General features: G+C 54.3%; 18 protein-coding genes, 1 tRNA gene and 2 rRNA genes. 10 read left to right on the top strand and 11 right to left on the bottom strand.

Annotated features, from left to right (window positions below):
- The 3 genes from G506_RS0112940 to G506_RS0112930 all read left to right on the top strand — a co-directional run.
- Positions 1-144, top strand: a 23S ribosomal RNA gene (locus G506_RS0112940); the annotation flags it as partial.
- A gap of 88 nt (positions 145-232) precedes the next feature.
- Positions 233-347 (top strand): 5S ribosomal RNA (gene rrf, locus G506_RS0112935).
- Positions 348-403: 56 nt separating this feature from the next.
- Positions 404-479 (top strand) — tRNA-Thr (locus G506_RS0112930).
- Positions 480-600: 121 nt separating this feature from the next.
- Here the strand turns inward: G506_RS0112930 and menE are convergent.
- The 7 genes from menE to glpK all read right to left on the bottom strand — a co-directional run bounded on the left by menE (position 601) and on the right by glpK (position 8,682).
- Complete coding sequence (menE, locus tag G506_RS0112925) at positions 601-1,959, bottom strand: o-succinylbenzoate--CoA ligase (protein ID WP_051202121.1); 1,359 nt, start codon at positions 1,957-1,959, stop codon at positions 601-603.
- The gene (gene menC / locus G506_RS0112920) at positions 1,950-2,897 is read right to left on the bottom strand and encodes an o-succinylbenzoate synthase (RefSeq protein WP_028117229.1); all 948 of its coding nucleotides are present in this window, start codon (positions 2,895-2,897) and stop codon (positions 1,950-1,952) included. The genes menE and menC overlap by 10 nt, the downstream gene beginning before the upstream one ends.
- Positions 2,894-3,145: a DUF2164 domain-containing protein gene (locus G506_RS0112915; protein ID WP_028117228.1), complete on the bottom strand. Its 252-nt coding sequence runs from the start codon at positions 3,143-3,145 to the stop codon at positions 2,894-2,896. The genes menC and G506_RS0112915 overlap by 4 nt, the downstream gene beginning before the upstream one ends.
- Positions 3,146-3,159: 14 nt before the next feature.
- Positions 3,160-3,942 carry a 2-succinyl-6-hydroxy-2,4-cyclohexadiene-1-carboxylate synthase gene (gene menH, locus G506_RS0112910; protein ID WP_169628113.1) on the bottom strand — a complete coding sequence of 261 codons (783 nt, stop codon included), beginning with the start codon at positions 3,940-3,942 and terminating at the stop codon, positions 3,160-3,162.
- A complete protein-coding gene (menD, locus tag G506_RS0112905; protein ID WP_028117226.1) occupies positions 3,926-5,632 on the bottom strand; it encodes a 2-succinyl-5-enolpyruvyl-6-hydroxy-3-cyclohexene-1-carboxylic-acid synthase in 1,707 nt (568 codons plus the stop codon). Before menD ends, menH begins: the two co-directional genes overlap by 17 nt.
- The gene (locus G506_RS0112900; RefSeq protein WP_028117225.1) at positions 5,629-6,984 is read right to left on the bottom strand and encodes an isochorismate synthase; all 1,356 of its coding nucleotides are present in this window, start codon (positions 6,982-6,984) and stop codon (positions 5,629-5,631) included. Before G506_RS0112900 ends, menD begins: the two co-directional genes overlap by 4 nt.
- A gap of 213 nt (positions 6,985-7,197) precedes the next feature.
- On the bottom strand, positions 7,198-8,682 hold the full coding sequence (gene glpK / locus G506_RS0112895) for a glycerol kinase GlpK (protein WP_028117224.1): 1,485 nt from the start codon (positions 8,680-8,682) through the stop codon (positions 7,198-7,200).
- A 137-nt stretch (positions 8,683-8,819) separates the two neighbouring features.
- Here glpK and G506_RS0112890 point away from each other — a divergent pair, with 137 nt between their 5' ends.
- A complete protein-coding gene (locus tag G506_RS0112890; RefSeq protein WP_028117223.1) occupies positions 8,820-9,608 on the top strand; it encodes a PDZ domain-containing protein in 789 nt (262 codons plus the stop codon).
- Here G506_RS0112890 and G506_RS0112885 read toward each other — a convergent pair.
- Positions 9,598-10,062, bottom strand: coding sequence for an Lrp/AsnC family transcriptional regulator (locus tag G506_RS0112885; RefSeq protein WP_028117222.1), 465 nt, complete (start codon positions 10,060-10,062; stop codon positions 9,598-9,600). The genes G506_RS0112890 and G506_RS0112885 overlap by 11 nt on opposite strands.
- A gap of 151 nt (positions 10,063-10,213) precedes the next feature.
- On the opposite strand from G506_RS0112885, the gene G506_RS0112880 reads away from it, so the two are divergent.
- The 3 genes from G506_RS0112880 to G506_RS0112870 all read left to right on the top strand — a co-directional run bounded on the left by G506_RS0112880 (position 10,214) and on the right by G506_RS0112870 (position 12,965).
- On the top strand, positions 10,214-11,173 hold the full coding sequence (locus tag G506_RS0112880; protein ID WP_028117221.1) for a hypothetical protein: 960 nt from the start codon (positions 10,214-10,216) through the stop codon (positions 11,171-11,173).
- Positions 11,174-11,345: 172 nt separating this feature from the next.
- Complete coding sequence (locus tag G506_RS0112875) at positions 11,346-11,669, top strand: ArsR/SmtB family transcription factor (protein WP_420806093.1); 324 nt, start codon at positions 11,346-11,348, stop codon at positions 11,667-11,669.
- 207 nt (positions 11,670-11,876) lie between these two features.
- On the top strand, positions 11,877-12,965 hold the full coding sequence (locus tag G506_RS0112870) for a permease (protein ID WP_028117219.1): 1,089 nt from the start codon (positions 11,877-11,879) through the stop codon (positions 12,963-12,965).
- Positions 12,966-13,042: 77 nt separating this feature from the next.
- Here G506_RS0112870 and G506_RS0112865 read toward each other — a convergent pair whose 3' ends face one another.
- Positions 13,043-13,648: a YitT family protein gene (locus G506_RS0112865; protein WP_028117218.1), complete on the bottom strand. Its 606-nt coding sequence runs from the start codon at positions 13,646-13,648 to the stop codon at positions 13,043-13,045.
- Positions 13,649-14,074: 426 nt separating this feature from the next.
- Here G506_RS0112865 and G506_RS19700 point away from each other — a divergent pair, with 426 nt between their 5' ends.
- Entirely contained in the window at positions 14,075-14,518 is a 444-nt protein-coding gene (locus G506_RS19700) for a rhodanese-like domain-containing protein (RefSeq protein ID WP_035387340.1), read from the top strand.
- A 65-nt stretch (positions 14,519-14,583) separates the two neighbouring features.
- Here the strand turns inward: G506_RS19700 and G506_RS19695 are convergent, their stop codons facing one another.
- A complete protein-coding gene (locus G506_RS19695) occupies positions 14,584-15,462 on the bottom strand; it encodes a DMT family transporter (RefSeq protein WP_051202118.1) in 879 nt (292 codons plus the stop codon).
- Positions 15,463-15,572: 110 nt separating this feature from the next.
- Here G506_RS19695 and G506_RS19690 point away from each other — a divergent pair, with 110 nt between their 5' ends.
- Together G506_RS19690 and G506_RS0112845 are read left to right on the top strand one after the other, a co-directional pair.
- Complete coding sequence (locus tag G506_RS19690; RefSeq protein ID WP_051202117.1) at positions 15,573-16,178, top strand: TetR/AcrR family transcriptional regulator; 606 nt, start codon at positions 15,573-15,575, stop codon at positions 16,176-16,178.
- Positions 16,179-16,267: 89 nt separating this feature from the next.
- A complete protein-coding gene (locus G506_RS0112845; protein WP_028117217.1) occupies positions 16,268-17,428 on the top strand; it encodes an alpha/beta hydrolase in 1,161 nt (386 codons plus the stop codon).
- Positions 17,429-17,486: 58 nt separating this feature from the next.
- On the opposite strand, the gene gorA is transcribed toward G506_RS0112845, so the two are convergent.
- Entirely contained in the window at positions 17,487-18,842 is a 1,356-nt protein-coding gene (gorA, locus tag G506_RS0112840; protein WP_028117216.1) for a glutathione-disulfide reductase, read from the bottom strand.
- Positions 18,843-19,117: the final 275 nt, after the last annotated feature.

Here is a 19,117-nt window from a genome sequence, read left to right as displayed (position 1 = left end):
GGGAAGCGAGCCTCAAGATGAGTTCTCACTGATACTATAAGTATCCTAAAGGGCCGTGGAAGACTACCACGTTGATAGGCAGGGTGTGTAAGCGTTGTGAGGCGTTGAGCTAACCTGTACTAATGACCCGTGAGGCTTAACCATACAACACCAAAATGGTTTTGCTCGGATATCTAAGTCCTTGTAAGAAAATTGACTGAGAAAAGTCAGCTTAATCCAAATTCAGTTTTTGTCTGATGACAATAGCGCTGTGGCCCCACCTGATCCCTTGCCGAACTCAGAAGTGAAACGCAGTTGCGCCGATGGTAGTGTGGGAGTTCCCATGTGAGAGTAGGTCATCGTCAGACACTTATTCAGAGAAAGCCCGAATCGAAAGAGTCGGGTTTTTTCATAAAAGCTTTGTGCTGATATAGCTCAGTCGGTAGAGCGCATCCTTGGTAAGGATGAGGTCCCCAGTTCGACTCTGGGTATTAGCACCACTTTTCGATAAGGCCCTGTTCTTCGGAACAGGGCCTTTTTCGTTGTTTTAAAAGCCAAATAGCCAAGCGAAAACGCAATAAAAAGGCCGCTGTCGCGGCCTTGGTTGTACCTATTTCATCACTATAGCTGGGCGGCAGCGTACTGCTGGATCGCTTGGCGGCTGACTTTAATGCCACTGGATTGCAGATCTATAGGCCAGCTTAGGTAGTGGCGTGGTCGCATAAAGCGTGGCAATTTCTTGTTTAAGCGCTTTTCGACCGCAGTTTGCTGGTAATCGCCATCGATCACCGCCACCGGAAGTTGGCCAAATTCATCATCGGCAATCGCCACCACCATCACCTGATTGACCCCTTCAACCTGGCTGATCACCGCTTCAATGGCTTCTGGCTGAACGTTCTCGCCGCCGCTGATAAACATATTGTCGGCCCGACCTAGGACTTTCAGTTGCTCCCCAACCCATTGGCCGCGGTCTTTGGTATGAAACCAGCCGTCCTTATCGAAAGGTTGCTGCAACTTGCCGTGCTGGTAGTAGCCGAGAAAACGGCTGTCGCCACGGACTTCGATTACCCCATCTTGGTCGATGCGGATCTGCCGTCCCGCCAATGGCAATCCGGCCAATCCTTGGCTATTGGCGGCGCCGGTGGTGATTTGTGAGCCCATCTCGGTCATGCCGTAGCTGGTTAGAGCCAGCAACGAGTATGATTGTAGCTGTTCCACTAATTTAGCGGGGATGGCACTACCGCCTAACAGCAGCACTTTAACGCTGGCCAATTGAGCCGCAGCGGTTGGCTGTTGCAATAGCCGCTGCAGTTGAGTGGCGACCATTGAAACGTGGGTGATCTGTTGTTCCGCCAAACAGGCTTCGGCGTCTTTTTGCCGTGGCAAAACCACGGTGGCGCCGCTGAGCAGACAGCGGAATAGGATCGCCATGCCACCGATGTGATATAGCGGCAGTGACAGCAACCAGCGATCGCCGATGGTGAGTGGCGTTTGGTCAAAGCTGCCTTCGGCGGCGGCTAAGTGCTGCAGGACATTATGTACCGCTGCTTTAGGGCTGCCGCTGGAACCAGAGGTCAGCACCATGGTTGCCGGTAGGTCACCATCGAACTGCCACAGTTGTTCGCCCTCATTGGCTAACACCATGATCGCTTTGGTGCCTGGCAGTTCGGGGTAGCCAAATTGAATGTTGAGTTCGTCGATCAGTTGCTGCTGCTGCTGTGCAGGAAAGCGGGTCGACAGCGGCACAAATACTGCGCCGAGACGGAAACAGGCGTAGATCAGCAGGATCGCTTCCAGCTGATTACCGGCGCAGTAGCCAAGGTGGCTGCCGTTACCCACGCCTTGTTTGCGTAGATCGTGGCAGAGGCCGGTAACGCGAGCATCCAGTTCAAGGTAGGTGAGGGTGTGTTCACCGTCGATGGCGATGGCATCGCCCCAACGACGGGCTGCACTTTGCAGTGGACAGCGGATCAGCGCCATAGTGGCTCCAGTTGGTCTGGGGTTAACAGTGGTCGATCCGGCAGCCATGGATTGGCGTGGCACAGATCGAACTGCAACGAAGATAGGGTATCGAGTCCGGCGGGCTCGTTGGGAGTTAACTGCTGCGCCAAGTGGGCGATGACAGTTAAACCAAGGTTGCTTTCAAACGCCGAGGATAGCACGCAGCTTAGACCATCGGCGTGGGCTTGCTGAATTAGATTCCGCAAGCGGCTGACCGAGCCAATTAAGCTGGGTTTCAGCACCAGTGCTTTGATCCCGGTAAGCGTTTGGTAGCGGTAATCTGGTTGCTGAGTGGTTTCATCCAATGCCAGCGGCAAGCCGCTGCGGGCGTATGCCGCGAGGTTAGCGGTAAGTGTCGCACAGGGCTCTTCGACGTAATCGATTCGGCTTAGGTCAACCGCCTCGGCAAACTGACAGGCTTGGCTGACAGTCCATCCTTGATTGGCGTCGATCCGCAGTCGCAGATCCGCACGTTGGCGCTGCAGCTGCTGCACCAAATCGATCTCTTGGCCAAGCTCAGTGCGCGCCAATTTCAGCTTCATTAGCGGTTGCGGGCTGGCGAGGGCTTGAGCCAGCATCCGCTTGGGTTCGCCCACCAATAACGGCACGGTCTGTAACGCCTTTAGTGGCTGCGAACGTGTCGCCATAAACTCAGCGCTGCTGATGGCAAACTGTGCTGCGGGAGGTAATCCCTCAATGGTGCCTTGGTCGCTATCGAGCCAAGCGAGCAACGCTTGTTGGTTTTGCTGCAGATCATCAACAGAGAACTGCGGCAGTGGCGCGCATTCACCCCAAACAGTTTTCCCTGCATGATCAAACCGCAACAACAGCCCTTCACGGGCGGTCAGTTCGATGCCTTTAAAGCGCAGCGGGGTATTAAGCGGATTACGGTAGCGATAGAGGCCGACGGCTTTCATCGCAGTAGGCTCGGTTTCTCGATTTGGTAGAGATCGTCGCGCCAGTCATTCACCCGGTTTTCCAGCAGCGCTTGGGCATCCAATAACGCTTGGTTGTAGATCTCTGGCGCGACCTTATCGACCACAAATTGCAGCAGAAACTCCGCTTCAAATTGGCCAAGATCAACCTCAAACTCCTGCTGGCAATAGTGCTGGATCGCTTGCGCGAGCTGTTCGGTTTGCGGGCGGCTGAGGTTGAGCTTATCCATAAGGTTTGGGCCTTTTACGACGAGGTTAACTGAGCTTGCAGTGTCGCAATAAAGGCCGCGGGTTGGCTAGCGTGAATATTGTGGCCTGCGCCATCGATCAGCACATGGGTTAGCCGCGGATCTGGCCAGTGCTGCGCCATCTCGGTGTACTTATCATCGCGATTGCCGGTCATCAGTAGGGTTGGTACGGCTAGGCTCGCTTGGTCTTGTTGGTGGCCCATGCTGGTGCCAAGAAACATCGCCGCTAACGCTTGTGGGTCGTTATCCAGTCGTTGGCGGATCATCTGCTGACGCTTAGGTTCGGTCATCTCGGCGAATACCGGTTGTCGGTACCAAACATCTAAAAAGGCGGCCATGCCGTGGTCGTGCATCAACTGCCACCACTGTCGATCGTCGGCCAGTCGAGCCACCTTTTCCGGTTCGGTCAAAATGCCGCGATTGGCGGATTCTAAGGTGAAGCTGAGTAAGCGCTCGCGGCAGCGATGGGCCAGATGCAGGGCAATGCGGCCACCAAGGGAATAGCCAAACAGATGAAATGGGCCGGCGGGGATCTGCGCTAGCAATCGATCGACCACCTCATTAAAGGCGGGTGCCTGTTGCAGCTGGACGGCGCGACTGCCGCCGTGGCCGGGCAGATCAAAAGCGTAGCAGTTGGCGATTTGGCCGAGTTCTGCTTCGAATGGCCGCCAATCGGCGCTGCTGCCGAGAAAACCGTGCAGCAGCACTAAGGTTGGCTTACTGCCATCGCCGAAACGATGACAGTAAAGCAATTGCTGGGGATCAGTCCGCAAGGACACGGATCTGCTGACCAGTAGCGACAATCATCTGCGCCGATTGCTCTGGCGGCACGACCACCTCAATCAGGCTGCAGCCGGCTTGGCTTAACCCTTGTTGGATCTGCTCGGCCAATTCCGCTTGGCTGCTTGGGCGCTGGTAGTTCAGTTCAAACTGCGTTGCGGCGCCAGCGAAGTTCAGACCATGGCCTAAGCGATAGTAATCTTGCTTTAGCTGCTCGTTCGCCACCGGCAGCATATTGAAGATGCTGCCGCCGTCGTTGTTGAGCAGCACCAGTACCAACGGCTGACGACTATGGCGAGCCAGTGCCAATGAGTTGAGATCGTGCAGCGCCGAGACGTCACCAATCACCATTAGGGTGGGCTTGTCGTTTCCGCGGGCAACCCCAACGCAGGTGGCAAACAGGCCATCGATGCCAGAGGCGCCCCGGTTGGTAAATACCTTGGCGGCGTCGGCTTTGGGCTTGGCCAGAATATCGTACAGACGCACCGGCAGGCTGTTGCCGATAAACAGGTTGTGCTGATCATTGGCAATGGCCGACAAGGTGCGCACCGCCGCCATCTCAGTCAACTCACCCTGTTCATTAGTGGCGAAAATCGGTTCCAACTGCTGATTGGCGGTTACCAAGGCGTCGGCCCAATCGGCGTTATCCGATTGCGGCCATGGCAAGGCGCAGAAATCGTTGATGTTGCCGCTAAAGCTGACTTTTCGCAGATGGCCGGGATCGAGGTTGCGACGTACCGGCAGGCAGTGCCATAACTGTTGCCAAGGCTGTGATTCAATCAAGTTAATCAGCCGTTTAGACAGCAAGCGGCTGCCAAACCACAGCAGCTTATCGGCTTGCGCCAGCAGTGCTTGGCAGCTTGGCCGATGCAGCAGTTGGTCGATGTGGTTGATCGCCTCTGGGTGCTGACGCAGTTGCGATTGGGCATCCACCAGCAGTGGCCAGCCCAGTTGCTTGGACAGCGCCACTAACTGCTGTGGATCTTGCTCCGGCCCCAAGGTGCCGACCACAATCACCCCTTTGCCTTTGGCAAATTCGACGATCTGCTCGGCGCTTGGCAGCGCGGTTTGCGCTTGGCTTGGCAGCTGTTGCCACGGCAATTGATCGCGATGCCAAGCGGCAATCGGCTTCAGGTATTCGCTAAAATCGCTGCGGTTACCATCTGGGTACAGTGGCTCGCGGTACATGCAGTTGATGTGCAGCGGCTTATCCAGATCCGCCATGGCGTGATCCAGCTGCGCCAACAACGCTTGTGGCTGAATATTCAGATCCGCTGCCGGCAGGTCCAAACGACGCGCGTAATCGGCAAAAATAGCTGGCTGTACAATCGCTTGGTTAGCACCACAGTCGATCAATTCCGGTGGCCGATCACCACTGAGGACGATCAGCGGTACGTTGGTTTGGTAGGCTTCAACGATGGCCGGGTAGAGGTTAGCCACCGCGGTGCCAGAGGTGGTGATGATCGCCACCGGGCTGTGACTAGATTTGGCTAAGCCTAAGGCCAAAAACGCCAAACCGCGCTCGTCAAAGTGGGTGTGGCGTTCAATGGTTGGGTGCTCGGCGGCCGCCATGGTCAGCGGCGTAGAGCGAGAGCCAGGAGCCAAACAGATGTGGCGCACACCTAAGCGGTGCAGTTCTTCCACGACCAGTTTGGCCCATAAAAGATTCAGATCGGCGCTGTGGGTCATAGTCCGTGTAGGATCCCAAGTACGGTGGTCAATTTGTTATTAATTTCTTGCCATTCACTGGCAGCATCCGAGTCAGCAACAATGCCAGCGCCGGAGTAAAGACTTACTTTACCTGGTTGAAAGCGAGCGCTGCGGATCGCCACTGAGAACTCCGATTCGTTGGCACCGAAGTAACCACAGGCGCCGGCATACCAGCCGCGCTCATAGCCTTCGCGCTGACGGATAAAGCTCATCGCCGCTTCCCGTGGCAAGCCGCCAACCGCTGGGGTTGGGTGCAGCGCCTGCAGCAGTTGCAGGTCATTAACGCCCGCTTTCAGCTCGGCGCGGATATCCCGATGCAGATGCTGAATGTGGTTGAGCTTTAAGATGGTTGGGCTCGACTCGGCGCCAACGTAATCCGCCAGTGGTGCCAATTGCTGCTCGATATGTTCGCGCACCAACTGGTTTTCATGGCTGTTTTTGCTGTCATCCAGCAGCGCTTGCGCCAACTGCTGATCCTGCGCTTCGGTGCTGCCACGAACGGTGGTACCAGCTAAGGCTTCGGTCGACAGTTCCCGCCCTAAGCGGCGATATAGCCGTTCTGGCGAGCAACTGATAAAGGTTTGCTCGGCGCTGAACTGGAAACCGTATTGATAGCTGGTGGGATTGAGTAACCCCCAACTGTGCAGCGTGGTCCATGGATTGGGCAGGTTGTCGCTGTGCAGTACGGTTTCTCGCGACAACACCACTTTGGGGGTGTCGGCGATGAAATTAGGGTGAGTTACCTGGCCTATCAGTTCATGCCAACGACTTTGGTCTGGGCATTCGCTTTGGCTGATCACCGCCGCAGGCGCTAGTGGCGGCAGTGGCGCGGTCGGTTGCAATTGTCCCAGCGTCGCTAACACCTCAGCAAAATCATTGCTCCAGTCGTCGCTGGTTAGGGCTAACAACAGTTGCGCTTGCTCGCCGTTTTGGCGGATCTCCAGTCGCGGCAATACAAATCGTGCTTGGCCAAACTCCGGCCATGCCGGTTGCTGTGGATCGAACGAAACGCCGCCATACAGCCGCATTAGGCCATCGGGGTTGCTGCGCAAAAATTCGTTATAAAGGCGATCCAGCGCTTCAGCGCTGGGCATCTGTGGCAGTTGCAGTTGCACCGCCGCGCCAACGGCAGCGACCAATTGGCCATCACGACGGCCGTGCCAGAAAATTTTTGGATACAGTTGCTGATTGGCTAGCCACGCCAACAGCGGGGGGGCTTCGACAGTTTCAACCAGTTGCAGGCACCGCTGCGGCGGTTGGCTGTTGCGCAGTTGCCCAAGGCGGCCGCGCAAGCGCGCCACGGCGCTATTTAAACTGAGTGGTTGTGTCACCTAAGACCTCGTCTTATTAGTTAACCGACTGAAAATCAAAGCCTGTTGTTCAACTCAAGTGTAGGCCACTGGGCCTAGTCATGAGTTCAGAACCCTGTCCGCAACCATCCTAATCTGTTGATAATTGGTGGAGCAAAAACGGCGGCGAAAGCTTATCGCGCCACCGCGTCAGATTATGTTAGCTGACTCAATATTTGCGGCTTTAGTGGGCGCTTAGTTGCCTTTAAAGCGGCATTGCGCCACGGCCTTCTGCCAGCCGGTTAGTCGCGCTTGTCGCTGCGGTTCTGCTAGCTGTGGTTGGTACTGGCGCGCTGGGGGATTAAGAGCGGCCAATTGTTGTGGCTGCCAGAAACCCACCTGTAACCCTGCAAGATACGCGGCGCCGGCAGCGGTGGTTTCCGAATTGCTTGGACGCACCACATCGCAGTGGCTGATGTCCGCTTGCAGTTGCATCAATAGGTTGTTGTTGCTGGCACCGCCATCGACTTTCAGCTCAGTTAAGGTCAACTCGGCGTCTTGCTGCATCGCTTGCAGTAGATCGTTGCTTTGATAAGCGATCGATTCCAAGGTCGCGCGCACAATATGGCAGCGGTTGCTGCCGCGACTTAAGCCGACCAAGGTGCCACGAGCATCGGGATCCCAATACGGTGCGCCTAGGCCGGTAAAGGCGGGCACTAGATAGACGCCGTTGTTGTCGTCCACTTGGGCCGCCACGGTTTCGCTTTCGGCGGCATTGCGGATAAGCCCAAGCTCGTCCCGCAGCCACTGAATGCTGGCACCGCCAATAAACACCGATCCTTCCAGGGCGTAAGGGGTTTGCGTGGCACTGGAACAGGCCAAGGTGGTGATCAAGCCGTGGGTCGATTGCACCGGTTTGTCACCCGTGTGCATCAACATAAAACAGCCGGTGCCGTAGGTATTTTTGACCATTCCGGCGCGGGTACATTGCTGGCCAAACAGCGCCGCTTGTTGATCGCCAGCGATACCGGCAACCGGCACGGCCACCGGTCCTAACTGCGCTTGGCCAAACAGCGATTGGCTTGGTTGCACCTGCGGTAGCAGGCTAGTGGGAATGTTTAACGCTTGCAGCAGGGTTTGATCCCAGCAGTGATTGTGGATGTCGTACAGCATGGTGCGGGCAGCGTTGGTGTGATCGGTGGCGTGCACTTTGCCCTCGGTCAGATTCCACAGCAGCCAGCTGTCGATGGTACCAAAGCGCAGTTCACCGCGTTCGGCTCGCGCTTGCGCCCCCTCCACGTTATCTAAAATCCAGCGGATCTTGGTGGCGGAAAAGTAGGGATCGAGCACCAAGCCGGTAGTCGCTTGAACGTGCGCCTCCAGCCCTTGCTGCTTCAGTTGCTGGCACAGATCGGCGGTGCGACGGCACTGCCAGACGATGGCGTTGTGGATCGGTTCGCCGGTTTCAGCATCCCAGATCACCGTGGTTTCCCGCTGGTTGGTGATGCCAATCGCCGCCACTTGATTGTGGCGTACTTTGGCGCGCGCCAGCACCTCGGTCATTACCGCTCGTTGGGTTGCCCAGATCTCGACCGCATCGTGCTCAACCCAACCTGGCTGTGGATACAGTTGCCCAAATTCACGTTGGGCGATGCCTACTACCTTACCGTGTTGATTAAACAGTACCGCGCGGGAAGAGGTGGTGCCTTGGTCTAGGGCCAAAATAAAACGGTCGGTCATGACGAGCAGCTTACGAACAAACAATTGGCTAATGATAGCAATCAGATAGCGCTTAACCCAATCACTGGCGAGAGGGAAAAAACCTTATCGGTTCATTGGGTTAAACTGTGACCATCGACAAGCAAAGGGAGAGTGCGATGTCAGCAAAATTGTTGTCAGCCGCCACATTTGTGGTCGGACTGTTGGTCAGTGCTGCGGTTAGCGTGGCGTTATGGCCAGCATCAACGTCGGTCTCCGATGCTCCTGTGGCCATCGCGGTGCCGCCAGAGCTGGCGGATCTGCAAGCGGAGTTGAAGCTGCTGCAAAGCGAAAATCGGATGCTATTGGCGATGGTAAAAGCGGGAATGTCGGGGGATATTTCTGGTCACATTCAGGCGTTTTCTGCCAAGGCGGAGGGCAAGCCGCAATCGCCGCCTGTGGCTGAGCCAGAGCCGCTGCCGCTCGACCCAACAACCGCTGAGATCAGCGAATCAAAACAGCGCGCTGTTAACGCCGCCAGTTTGATTGAACGGTTGCAGCGCGCCGACAAGTTATTGCAGCAACAAGCATTGGCCGAAGGCTGGGCCACCGATCAGCGTTTAGTGTTAGAACGGCAGAACTTGTGGGAACAAGCGCGGAGGCAACTGCCAGAGGCGCAATATCTGCAGGCTACTTTCGCTGCCCAGCGGCCAAATGTGCTGTACATCGAAGGCAGTAATGACGCTGGCCAAGCCTCGGAACCACTAAAGTACGGCGATACCTTGCTCAGCATTGATGGCCAGCGCCTGTTTACCCGCAGCCAATATAACCACTATTTGGCCTCGCTGCCGGCGCAGCCGATAGTGACCTTAGAGGTGCAACGCCAAGGCCAGCGAATGCAGCTGACGCTGAACGATCCGAAGCGTAATTTGCGCTTGTACGCCGATTCGGTGGCGGCTATTCGCTAAGGTGGAATTCAGTGGAAAACTTTACCGTGCGCATGCATACCGCAGTATGGAATTTACGGATATTCAGATCGGATCTCAGGGTGCGTTCAACAAAGGTCTCGTAGGTCTGAATGTCCGCCACGGCTACCACTAGCATGAAATCATAGGAACCGGAGATCTGATAACACTGGGTTACTTCCGGGGTTTTCATGATGGTCTTGCGGAACTGCTGGTAGATCTCGCCACGGTCACGATCCATCTCGACGCTGACGATCAACGTCAGCTTATTGCCGATCAGCTCTGGGTTTAAGATTGCCTTATCGCCAACGATAACGCCTTCATCGCGAAGCCGTTTGACCCGCTTTAGACAAGCCGGCGGCGACAGCCCCACCTCGGCCGCCAAGTCGACATTGGCGATGCGATTGTTGTGTTGCAGCTTTAGCAAGATGCGGCGGTCGATTTTGTCCAGTTCCATGAGTGCAATTCAAACCTAATTAAATTAACCAAATGCAAAAAATAGAAAATTATTGGCAACCAAAGAAGCTAATAACCTTATTTTTGTTTCTTGGTTCAACTTTACCATTAGTACCCAATCTGAAAGTTATTTGGTTGCGAATGAGGGCAGCATGACGGCGGTATGGGTATTTTTAAAAGCGCTGTTGCTCGACAGTGGGCGGATCTGTCGCAACTTATTTCGGGTGATGATCCCGGCGTTAGTGGTGATAAAAATTTGCGAGATGTTGGGGCTGATCCAACTGTTGTCACAGTGGTTGGCGCCATTGATGGCGATGCTCGATTTACCCGCTGAAATGGGCTTGGTGTGGGCGACAACCTTGGTTACCAACACCTATGCCGGGATGGTGGTGCTGGTTAACAGCGGCGTGTCGTTGACGGTTGCGCAAATGACCACGCTGTTTGCATTGATGTTGGTGGCCCATGGGGTGCCAGTAGAGGGTGCAATTGCTCGGCGAGTCGGTATGAGTTGGCGGGCGATATTACTCAGTCGGCTGGGTGGTGGGCTAATGCTGGCGTGGTTAACGGCGCGGTTTTATCAACTGACTGGTGACGGCCAACAGCTGGCACAGTTGGTATGGCAAGCGCAGCCGCAACCGCAAACATTGTGGCAGTGGCTGCTGCTACAAACGCAAAATTTGGCGCAGATAGCCCTGATTGTCTTTGTTGTCATGCTGGTATTGCGGCTATTAACACGGCTTGGTATTGAAAAGCTGTTATCGCTGCTGCTGAGTCCACTTTTGCGGTTAATGGGGATTGGCAAACAAGCCGCCAGTTTAGCGATAGTGGGGATCACCGTCGGTTTGGCTTATGGCGGTGGTTTGCTGTTAGAACAGGCGCGAGCTGGGCAGATCGCCAAAGTCGATCTGTTTCGGGTGGTGTTGCTGTTAAATCTGCTGCACGGGGTGATTGAAGATATGTTGTTGGTGGCGTTTACCGGCGCAGACATCGGCTATCTATTCTGGTCGCGATTGCTGTTTGCTATTGCCGCAACGGCCATCGTTAGCCAGTTATTGGCATTAACCAGTGAACGTTTTACTGAGCGTTGGTGCTATCGCTCGGTTGCATCGTAGTTCTCACCGTTAGTGGGGTTGAGTTAGGCATTCAACCCCGCTTTGTCACTGCCAAGTTTCGGCGCTTGCTACGTTAGTCTGCGCCAGAGCGGTTGGTTTGCTCGTTGCTGATATGACGCTTGCGCCAACCGCGTTGGCGGCTTATATTTCCAATATTACCGAAACATTGACGATGAGTGAGGCAACCGTGGAGCTAAACGAAGTAGCAAAAGTCTTAAAAGAGCTGGGCCATGCCACTCGATTGAGTATCTATAAGTGCGTGGTGCGTGCTGGCTTTCAAGGGGTTGCAGTTGGCACCATCCAAGAACAGCTGCAGATCCCCGGCTCTACCTTGTCTCATCACATTAGCAATCTGATGTCAGCAGGGCTGATCAGTCAGCGACGGGAAGGGCGCACTCTGTATTGTGTGGCGGAGTATGAGCAACTGAATGCGGTGATCGGCTTTTTGAATGACGAATGCTGTGCCGATGAACAGCAAACAGTAAAAGCAAGTTAACTTATTGTTTTTCATAGATATAACGGCGCCCTGAGGCGCCGTTTTTGGTTGTTGTTGGCCGCCTTGATAAGAATAATTCCAAAAAAATGGAAATAAATCTTTGACAGCGTCACGGCAGGATGTATTATTTCGACATCTTTAGAAATGTAGTGCTTCGGTTTGAGTTAGCGATGCCGTCGCCATAGTCATTATGTTGGAGTCGAATCAATGAGTCCTGAAATGTTAGCCATGGGCCGTGAAGCCCTCGATATGTTCCTGTTTTTGGCAGTAGAACTGACCATTCTGTTCTTGGCCATCAGCTACTTTGTTGGGGTGTTGCAGTCCTACATTACCCCAGAGAAAGTTCAACAAATTCTGAGCTCTCGTAACGGTCGCGGTTACGTGGTTGCGGCACTGCTGGGTTCCATTACCCCGTTCTGTTCTTGCTCGACCATCCCGTTCTTAAAAGGTCTGCTGCGAGCCCGTGCTGGTTTCGGCCCAATGATGGTGTTCCTGTTCTCTAGCCCGCTATTGAACCCAATCATCATTGGCCTGTTTGTGGTGACCTTTGGCGCCAAAGTAGCGCTGTTCTACTTCCTGATTGCGATGTTTGTGTCGGTTGCAGCGGGTTACATCTTGGAAAAGCTGGGCTTTGAACGTTACGTAAAAGCGGAAGCTTACGAAGGCGGTACTGAGAGCAACTGTGGCACCTCTTGTGGTGACAGCAAGCCAAAAGCAACCGAAAGCAGCTGTGCTACTGCGTGTGGCGACAGCAAACCAAAAGCGACTGAAACCAGCTCTTGCTGCGCTCCGAAGGTAGAAGAAAAGAGCTCTTGCTGTGCACCAAAAGTGGCAGCGAAAACCTCTTGCTGCAGCGGCGACAGCCAAGCACCAGTAGCGAAAGCCGAAAGCAAGTGGATGACCATCTGGCGTGCGACTTGGAAAGACTTTAAACAAGTACTGCCTTACCTGCTGTTGGGTATCAGTATCGGTTCATTCATCTACGGTTTTATGCCAACCGACCTAATCGTTGAATACGCCGGTCAAGGTGTGTGGTACGCGATCCCAATCGCTGCGGTAATTGGTATCCCACTGTACATTCGTGCTGAAGCGGTCATTCCATTGAGTGCCGCACTGGTTAAAAAAGGGATGGCGTCTGGTTCGGTAATGGCGCTGATCATTGGCTCTGCCGGTGCCAGCTTGACCGAAGTGATTTTGCTGAAGTCGATCTTTAAGAACCAAATGATTGCAGCGTTCCTGGTGGTTATCCTAACCATGGCAATCAGTGCCGGTTACCTATACCAGTGGATGTTCTAAGTCCGTTATTGCCTAGCTAAAACGACAAAGCCCAGTTCAAACGAACTGGGCTTTTTGCTGTCGGGGACTTTGATTGCTTAGGCCGCTTGGGCCCCCAAGTAACGTCCTGGTTTGTGGTTCATGCTGATCACCAAATTCATCAACACAAAACTGATGGCGGACGCGATCAGGGTCTCTACCCCCATGGTAATGGCGGTGATAAACAGGACGGTCAGATCGAGCCCCATCAATAGATAGCCGGCGCGAATGGCGAACCGCTGTTGGCAATACAGCGCCAATACATTGAAGCCGCCGGCACTGGCGTTGTGGCGAAACAGCACCAACATACCGACACCGATAAGGATCCCAGCAAATACCGCCGCCGCCATTGGCGTCAGTCCATCGATGGTAATGTAGTGAGACAGCTGCTCGGTCAGTAACGAAATCGCGGCGACGACGCCGAGGCTGTAAAGAGTAAAGCGACGACCAATACGGAACCATGCCATCAGATAGAACGGCGCGCTAAAGGTCATAAACAGCAGGCCAAAACCAAACTGGCTGAAGTGATCCAACAGCAATGCTACGCCTGCTACGCCACCAACCATTACACCAGTTTGTTTCAATAGCATTATCGCGACGCTGAGCAGCATTACCCCAATGCTGAGGGAGAAGAGGTCTTCCAACAGTGGATGACGGTTGTTCATGGTTTAACTCGCAAGGATTGATGACGGCGCCGATCCTAAAGTCTTTTGTCTGATAAACAACCGGTCCATTCACCTATGAATCAATAAAATAGCGATGTTGGCAAGGCTATTGGACGGAGTCGGCGATGATACGGCATAGGCTTAGTGGTTTGTTTGGCTGGAAACCGGCGGGAGCAGTGGATACAACCGTTTTAAGTGATAGCTCTAAATAACCGCTATCAATGGATAAACAATCGCCATGATCGAGATTCGAGCCACTCTAAAAGCTAAAAAAGGCTGATTACGATGGCCGCTGCGACCGAGGTTAGCGCTGTTTAACTGTAAAAAAATCTAAAAGCGGCCATTGCTTCACGGTGCTGTGGTTGTCGCTTGGATAGATTTTGGTTCGAAATTTTTCCAATGACCGAACCAATTTAAGGACGTGAAATGAAACAATGGATTGCAGTTGCAGCCATGCTGTTGAGCACTCAGGCAATGGCATACGACAAAGAGTTAGCGGCCAGCTATCAAGATTACTTTGCCCCAGTTCACGGTGCCGCAGTAGGTAAAGCCTTGGGTCTGACTACCCCAGATGCGTATCTGAAAAAAGCCAAAGCCGGTGAAGTGGTGACCCTGGATGTGCGTAACCCGGGTGAACTGAGTGCGGTCCAGATCGGCCTGCCTAATACCCTCGCCATTCCAGCCAACGAAGTATTTAAACCAGAAAATCTGGCCAAACTGCCAACCGATAAGACCATTGCGGTGATGTGCAAAACCGGCGGTCGCGCGACCGCAGTCGGTACCGCCCTGCGCCACATTGGCTTTGATAACGTGGTTATCGTTAAGAAAGGCATCGACGGCGTTGCGGTAGCAGTGACCCCTGCGTTCTAAGCCAGCCTACGGATAAAACCAAGCCCAGCTCGCGGACTGCGAGCTGGGCTTTTTGTTTTGCGGTGCTATTTCGATTCGGCGTAGACGTACAGGGCGATGGTGGCAAAGATCAGGCCGCCACCGATCAGGCTGAGGTAGCCAGGAACTTCGCCGAAAAAGCCAAAGGCCCACAGCGGTGCCAATACCGTTTCTAGCAACAACACCATCCCCACCTCCGCAGCGGTAATGTGTCGAGTGGCAACTTGGGCTAAGACGCGGCCGAAGGGGGCGCTAAGTAATCCCATCGCCGCCATCACCAACCAGGTATTTAGGCTGTAACTGCTGGGTTCTGCCAATAAGCCCATCACCAGTGCAATAAGGGCACTGCCAAGGCCAACGCTGGCCATTCGGCTCACCTCTGGGTAGCGGCGCATCACCGTTTGCAGCAACGACAGTGCGCTTACCGCAATTAACGCTAAGCCATCGCCGAGCCAGTTGCCGCTTTGGGCAGAGCCGGAGACCACAATCAAAATCCCCACCATCACGCTGACAATCGCCAGCCAAGTGCGGCGACTGGTGGCCTCTCTAAACCACAACCAGCTAAACAGCGCCGATAGCGCTGGGGTGGCACTTAAGATCACAAAGGTGTTGGCGACGGTGGTGTGCTTAATGCTGAGCACCAAGCCACTGCCACTGATCAGCATCAATCCCGCCGACAGCCACAGCGCGAAACCGCCTGCTTTAATGGCGCCGATAACGCCGCGAGGATCCTGCCATTGCAACATCAAGGTCATTGAGATGGCGCTGAATAAGCCGAACAAAAATGCGGTATCGAAGCCACTTACGCCGGAAAAGCGGATAAATACCGGATCAAAGCTCATCAGTACAGCGGCGGCTACGGCTAAGAGGAAGCCGAATAATCGGCCATTGGTCTGGCTAAAGCGGCCAGCAGTTACTTGGTTCATCGCGATATGTTCAAAATCATACTTGCAAGTATGATTGATCTTGGCAATAACGCTGTCAATAAAATCATACCAAGTGGTATGATTGTTTGGTTGCTAGGAAGGAGAACCCGATGACCAGCAAGCTCAGCCACAACAAACAGCAAAAACGACTGACCATCCTAACGGCGGCGCAGCAGCTGTTCCTTACTCAAGGGTTTGAACTGACCAGTATGGATGCGGTGGCGTTACAGGCCGGCGTAACCAAACAGACGGTTTATCGTTATTTCGACTCGAAATTGTCCCTGTTTGCCGCAGTTTTGCAGCTTTTGGGTGAACAGCCAGAGTACGATTTTGCGCCGTTGTGGCAGCAGTCGGAGCCACAGGTTGTGTTACGCCAGTTTGCAACCCAGTTTGTCGCTGGCCACCTAAGCCCGGCGCATCTGGCGCTAACGCGATTGCTGATCAGCGAAAGCCCACGGCAACCGCAGTTGACCGAACCGTTTTGGCAGCAGGGGCCGCAATCCTTAGAGCAACAACTGGCGGCGTTTTTGCTGCGCCACTTTGATTTGCAGCCTGCCCAAGCCACTGCTTATGTCGACTATTTCACGGCGATGTTGCTGGCGCCGCAGCAGCGATTATTGCTGGGAACCGCGCCACTAACCGAAGCGCAATTACAACAACACATCGATGGGGTACTGGGCTTGTTTTTGGCCGGCCTTGAGCCACGTTCGGCGTGATTGTCGAGCACAACGAAAATCGCTAATGTCAGCTCCCCCGATCTGCTGTTGACTTAAGACGATGGCGGCCTTGATGGATTGTTTACTGAATGAAAGCTTTATTGTTGTTGCCGCTGTTGTTGTTGGGCGGCTGCCAAACCCAATCGCTGCACCCGTTATTTGTCGAATCCGAGCAAGCGTACCCAAGTAACTACGGCGATTTCGCCGAATACGCTCAGCAGACCCGAGCCTATCTGGCGGCCAATCGCTATTTCCTGACCGATAATCATGCGGTCGAGATCGCCGCCAACGCCCCACGAGAGTGGCGTCAAAATGGTGAGATTAAGGGCGGTGTGCTATTGGTACACGGTTTGGGGGACGCGCCGTTTTCGATGAGTGACATTGCCGAAACCCTGTATCAACAGGGTTATCTGGTGCGCACCGTGTTGCTGCCTGGGCACGGCACTCGCCCCGGCGATATGCTCAAGGTTGACCATCGAGACTGGCAACGGTTGGTGCAGCGTCACACCGAATTATTGGCGGCGCAGGTGGATCGCGTTTACCTCGGTGGTTTCTCCACCGGCGGTAACTTGGTCACCAGTGAGGCCTACGATAACGATCAGGTTGATGGCCTGTTGCTGTTCTCGCCAGCGTTCAAAACCAACGAACCGTTGATCGCGTTAACGCCACTGCTTAGTCATTTTAAAGACTGGTTAGAGACGCCAAATGCCGAGGCCGAGATTAACTACACCCGTTATATGGGTGGAATGCCGATCAACGGTTTTGCCCAGTACTATCGCACCAGCGAACAGGTGATGTCGCGGCTCGATCGCGGTAGCTACGGCAAACCCACCTTGATGGTGTTGAGTGAGCACGACAGCATCTTGGACACACTAACGATTGCGGCCACCTTTGCTGAGCGCTTTAGTCATCCAGACAGTCGCTTAATTTGGTTTGGCGAGCAGCAGTTGGATTCTCCGCGAACCCTCAATTTGCCTGCCCGTTACCCAGATTATCGAATCACCAATATGTCGCACATGGGGATGCTGTATCAGCCACAGAATCCCTATTTCGGCATCGATGGTAACGGCCGGATCTGTGATAACGGCCAGCAACAAGCCGACGCAATGGCTCGCTGTCAGGCCGGAGAGCCGGTGTGGTTTAGCGCGTGGGGCACCAATGAGCCGGGCAAAATCCATGCGCGCACCACTTTTAACCCAGAGTATGAGTTAATGCGGCAACAGATGCTGGCGGTGCTACAAAGCCAATAGGCGAAAAATGACAACAAAAAAGCCGGCATCTGCCGGCTTTTTGCTGCGATCTTATCGTTCATCGCATGGTTACAAACTCTTCGGCGCTGGTTGGGTGCAGCGCTACGGTGGCGTCGAAATCGGCCTTGGTGGCACCCATCTTAATTGCTACCGCAAAGCCTTGCAGGATCTCATCCATGCCCAAACCGATGCCGTGCAGGCCAACGATCTTTTCGTCGGCACCGGCACAAACCAGCTTCATCTTGGTTTGCTGACGGTTCTTGGTTACCGCGGTGTACATCGCCGCAAAGCTGGAGGTGTAGACCTTGATGTTGTCGTCGCCGTATTGGGCGCGAGCTTCTGGCTCGGTTAGGCCGATGGTGCCGATGGTTGGATGGCTGAATACCACGGTTGGTACCAACGAGTAGTCCATCTTGGCGTTTGGCTGGCCACCAAACAGGCGCTCTGACAGCAGACGACCGGCTTTTACTGCCACTGGGGTCAGTTCAATGCCGCCTTCCATGATGTCACCAACGGTGTAGATCCCGGCCACGTTGGTGTTCTGGAACTCATCCACTGGGATGTAGCCATTGGCGCTAACTTGCACGCCGGCGGCTTCGATGTTGATAACGTCGGTGGCTGGCTCGCGGCCGATGGCCCAGATCAGGCTATCAACCTCCAGTGACTGGCCGTTTTCCAGTTGCAGGGTCAGGCTGCCATCGGTGTTTTTCTCAACCGCTTTGGGCACCGCGTGGGTGTGCAGGGTTGGGCCGTGTTCAGCCATCAACTCCACTAGGGTGTCGGTCAACATTGGATCGAAGTTACGCAGTGGCGCGTGTTTGCGCACCAGCAGGTGGGTTTCACTGCCCAGTGCATGCAGAACGCCCGCCAGTTCGACCGCGATGTAACCAGCACCAACAACCGCGACCCGCTTTGGCTGTTCGGTCAGGGCAAAGAAACCGTTGGAGTCGATGCCGTATTCAGCGCCCGGAATGTTGGGGTAGATCGGGCGGCCGCCGGTGGCGATCAGAATGTGCGGTGCGGTGAAGTGGTCGCCGTTGACCTCAATGGTGTTGTTATCAACGAACTTGCCGAAACCGCGCACTAAGGTTACGCCGTTGGCGTCCAAACCGCGGTTGTAACCACCATGAATACGTTCGATGTAGGCCTCGCGGGACTCCACCAGTTTGCTCCAGCTAAAGCCGTTGATCTTAGCGTCGAAGCCGTAATCTTCGCTGTAGAGGTTGATCGCCTCGGCTACTTGGGCACCAAACCACATCACTTTTTTCGGCACACAGCCAACGTTTACACAGGTACCGCCAAGGTGCTGCGCTTCGATCAGCAGTACTTTGGCTCCGCGCATGGCTGCGCGGTTGGCGGAGGCGATACCGCCGGAGCCGGCGCCGATAACGATGTAGTCAAACTGTTGTGCCATGGGGAGTTCCTTGAATTGGTATAAGGCGAAACTAGCGCAGTTGTACTGCTATCTTGGGGTTTGCTCAACCGAAAACAACCTATTGCAGTAATCGGTTTGCAGACGATGGCTAGTGATTGGTTATCAGTTAGTAGTTTTTAGTAAGAGCCAGAGCAGAAGCAAAAACAAAAACAGTAGCCAGTTATTGCTTGCCGGAAACAGCGGAACCCGTTTTGCTGTTCTGACTGACAACTGACAACTGACAACTGACAACTGACAACTGACAACTGACAACT

Origin of the sequence: Ferrimonas senticii DSM 18821 (genome assembly GCF_000422665.1) — a bacterium.
GTDB classification, from domain to species: Bacteria; Pseudomonadota; Gammaproteobacteria; order Enterobacterales; family Shewanellaceae; genus Ferrimonas; species Ferrimonas senticii.
The sequence above is the reverse complement of the archived record's forward strand: the minus strand, read 5'-3'. Positions and strand labels throughout refer to the sequence as shown.

Excerpts from the sequence above, each read along its gene's own strand:
- G506_RS0112885 (WP_028117222.1), bottom strand. The coding sequence starts at position 10,062 with ATGGAACTGGACAAAATCGACCGCCGCATCTTGCTAAAGCTGCAACAC.
- gorA (WP_028117216.1), bottom strand. The coding sequence starts at position 18,842 with ATGGCACAACAGTTTGACTACATCGTTATCGGCGCCGGCTCCGGCGGT.
- G506_RS0112890 (WP_028117223.1), top strand. The coding sequence starts at position 8,820 with ATGTCAGCAAAATTGTTGTCAGCCGCCACATTTGTGGTCGGACTGTTG.
- menC (WP_028117229.1), bottom strand. The coding sequence starts at position 2,897 with ATGAAAGCCGTCGGCCTCTATCGCTACCGTAATCCGCTTAATACCCCG.
- G506_RS0112845 (WP_028117217.1), top strand. The coding sequence starts at position 16,268 with ATGAAAGCTTTATTGTTGTTGCCGCTGTTGTTGTTGGGCGGCTGCCAA.
- glpK (WP_028117224.1), bottom strand. The coding sequence starts at position 8,682 with ATGACCGACCGTTTTATTTTGGCCCTAGACCAAGGCACCACCTCTTCC.
- G506_RS0112915 (WP_028117228.1), bottom strand. The coding sequence starts at position 3,145 with ATGGATAAGCTCAACCTCAGCCGCCCGCAAACCGAACAGCTCGCGCAA.
- G506_RS19690 (WP_051202117.1), top strand. The coding sequence starts at position 15,573 with ATGACCAGCAAGCTCAGCCACAACAAACAGCAAAAACGACTGACCATC.
- G506_RS0112870 (WP_028117219.1), top strand. The coding sequence starts at position 11,877 with ATGAGTCCTGAAATGTTAGCCATGGGCCGTGAAGCCCTCGATATGTTC.
- menE (WP_051202121.1), bottom strand. The coding sequence starts at position 1,959 with ATGGCGCTGATCCGCTGTCCACTGCAAAGTGCAGCCCGTCGTTGGGGC.
- G506_RS0112865 (WP_028117218.1), bottom strand. The coding sequence starts at position 13,648 with ATGAACAACCGTCATCCACTGTTGGAAGACCTCTTCTCCCTCAGCATT.
- G506_RS19700 (WP_035387340.1), top strand. The coding sequence starts at position 14,075 with ATGAAACAATGGATTGCAGTTGCAGCCATGCTGTTGAGCACTCAGGCA.
- G506_RS0112875 (WP_420806093.1), top strand. The coding sequence starts at position 11,346 with ATGAGTGAGGCAACCGTGGAGCTAAACGAAGTAGCAAAAGTCTTAAAA.
- G506_RS0112880 (WP_028117221.1), top strand. The coding sequence starts at position 10,214 with ATGACGGCGGTATGGGTATTTTTAAAAGCGCTGTTGCTCGACAGTGGG.
- menD (WP_028117226.1), bottom strand. The coding sequence starts at position 5,632 with ATGACCCACAGCGCCGATCTGAATCTTTTATGGGCCAAACTGGTCGTG.
- G506_RS19695 (WP_051202118.1), bottom strand. The coding sequence starts at position 15,462 with ATGAACCAAGTAACTGCTGGCCGCTTTAGCCAGACCAATGGCCGATTA.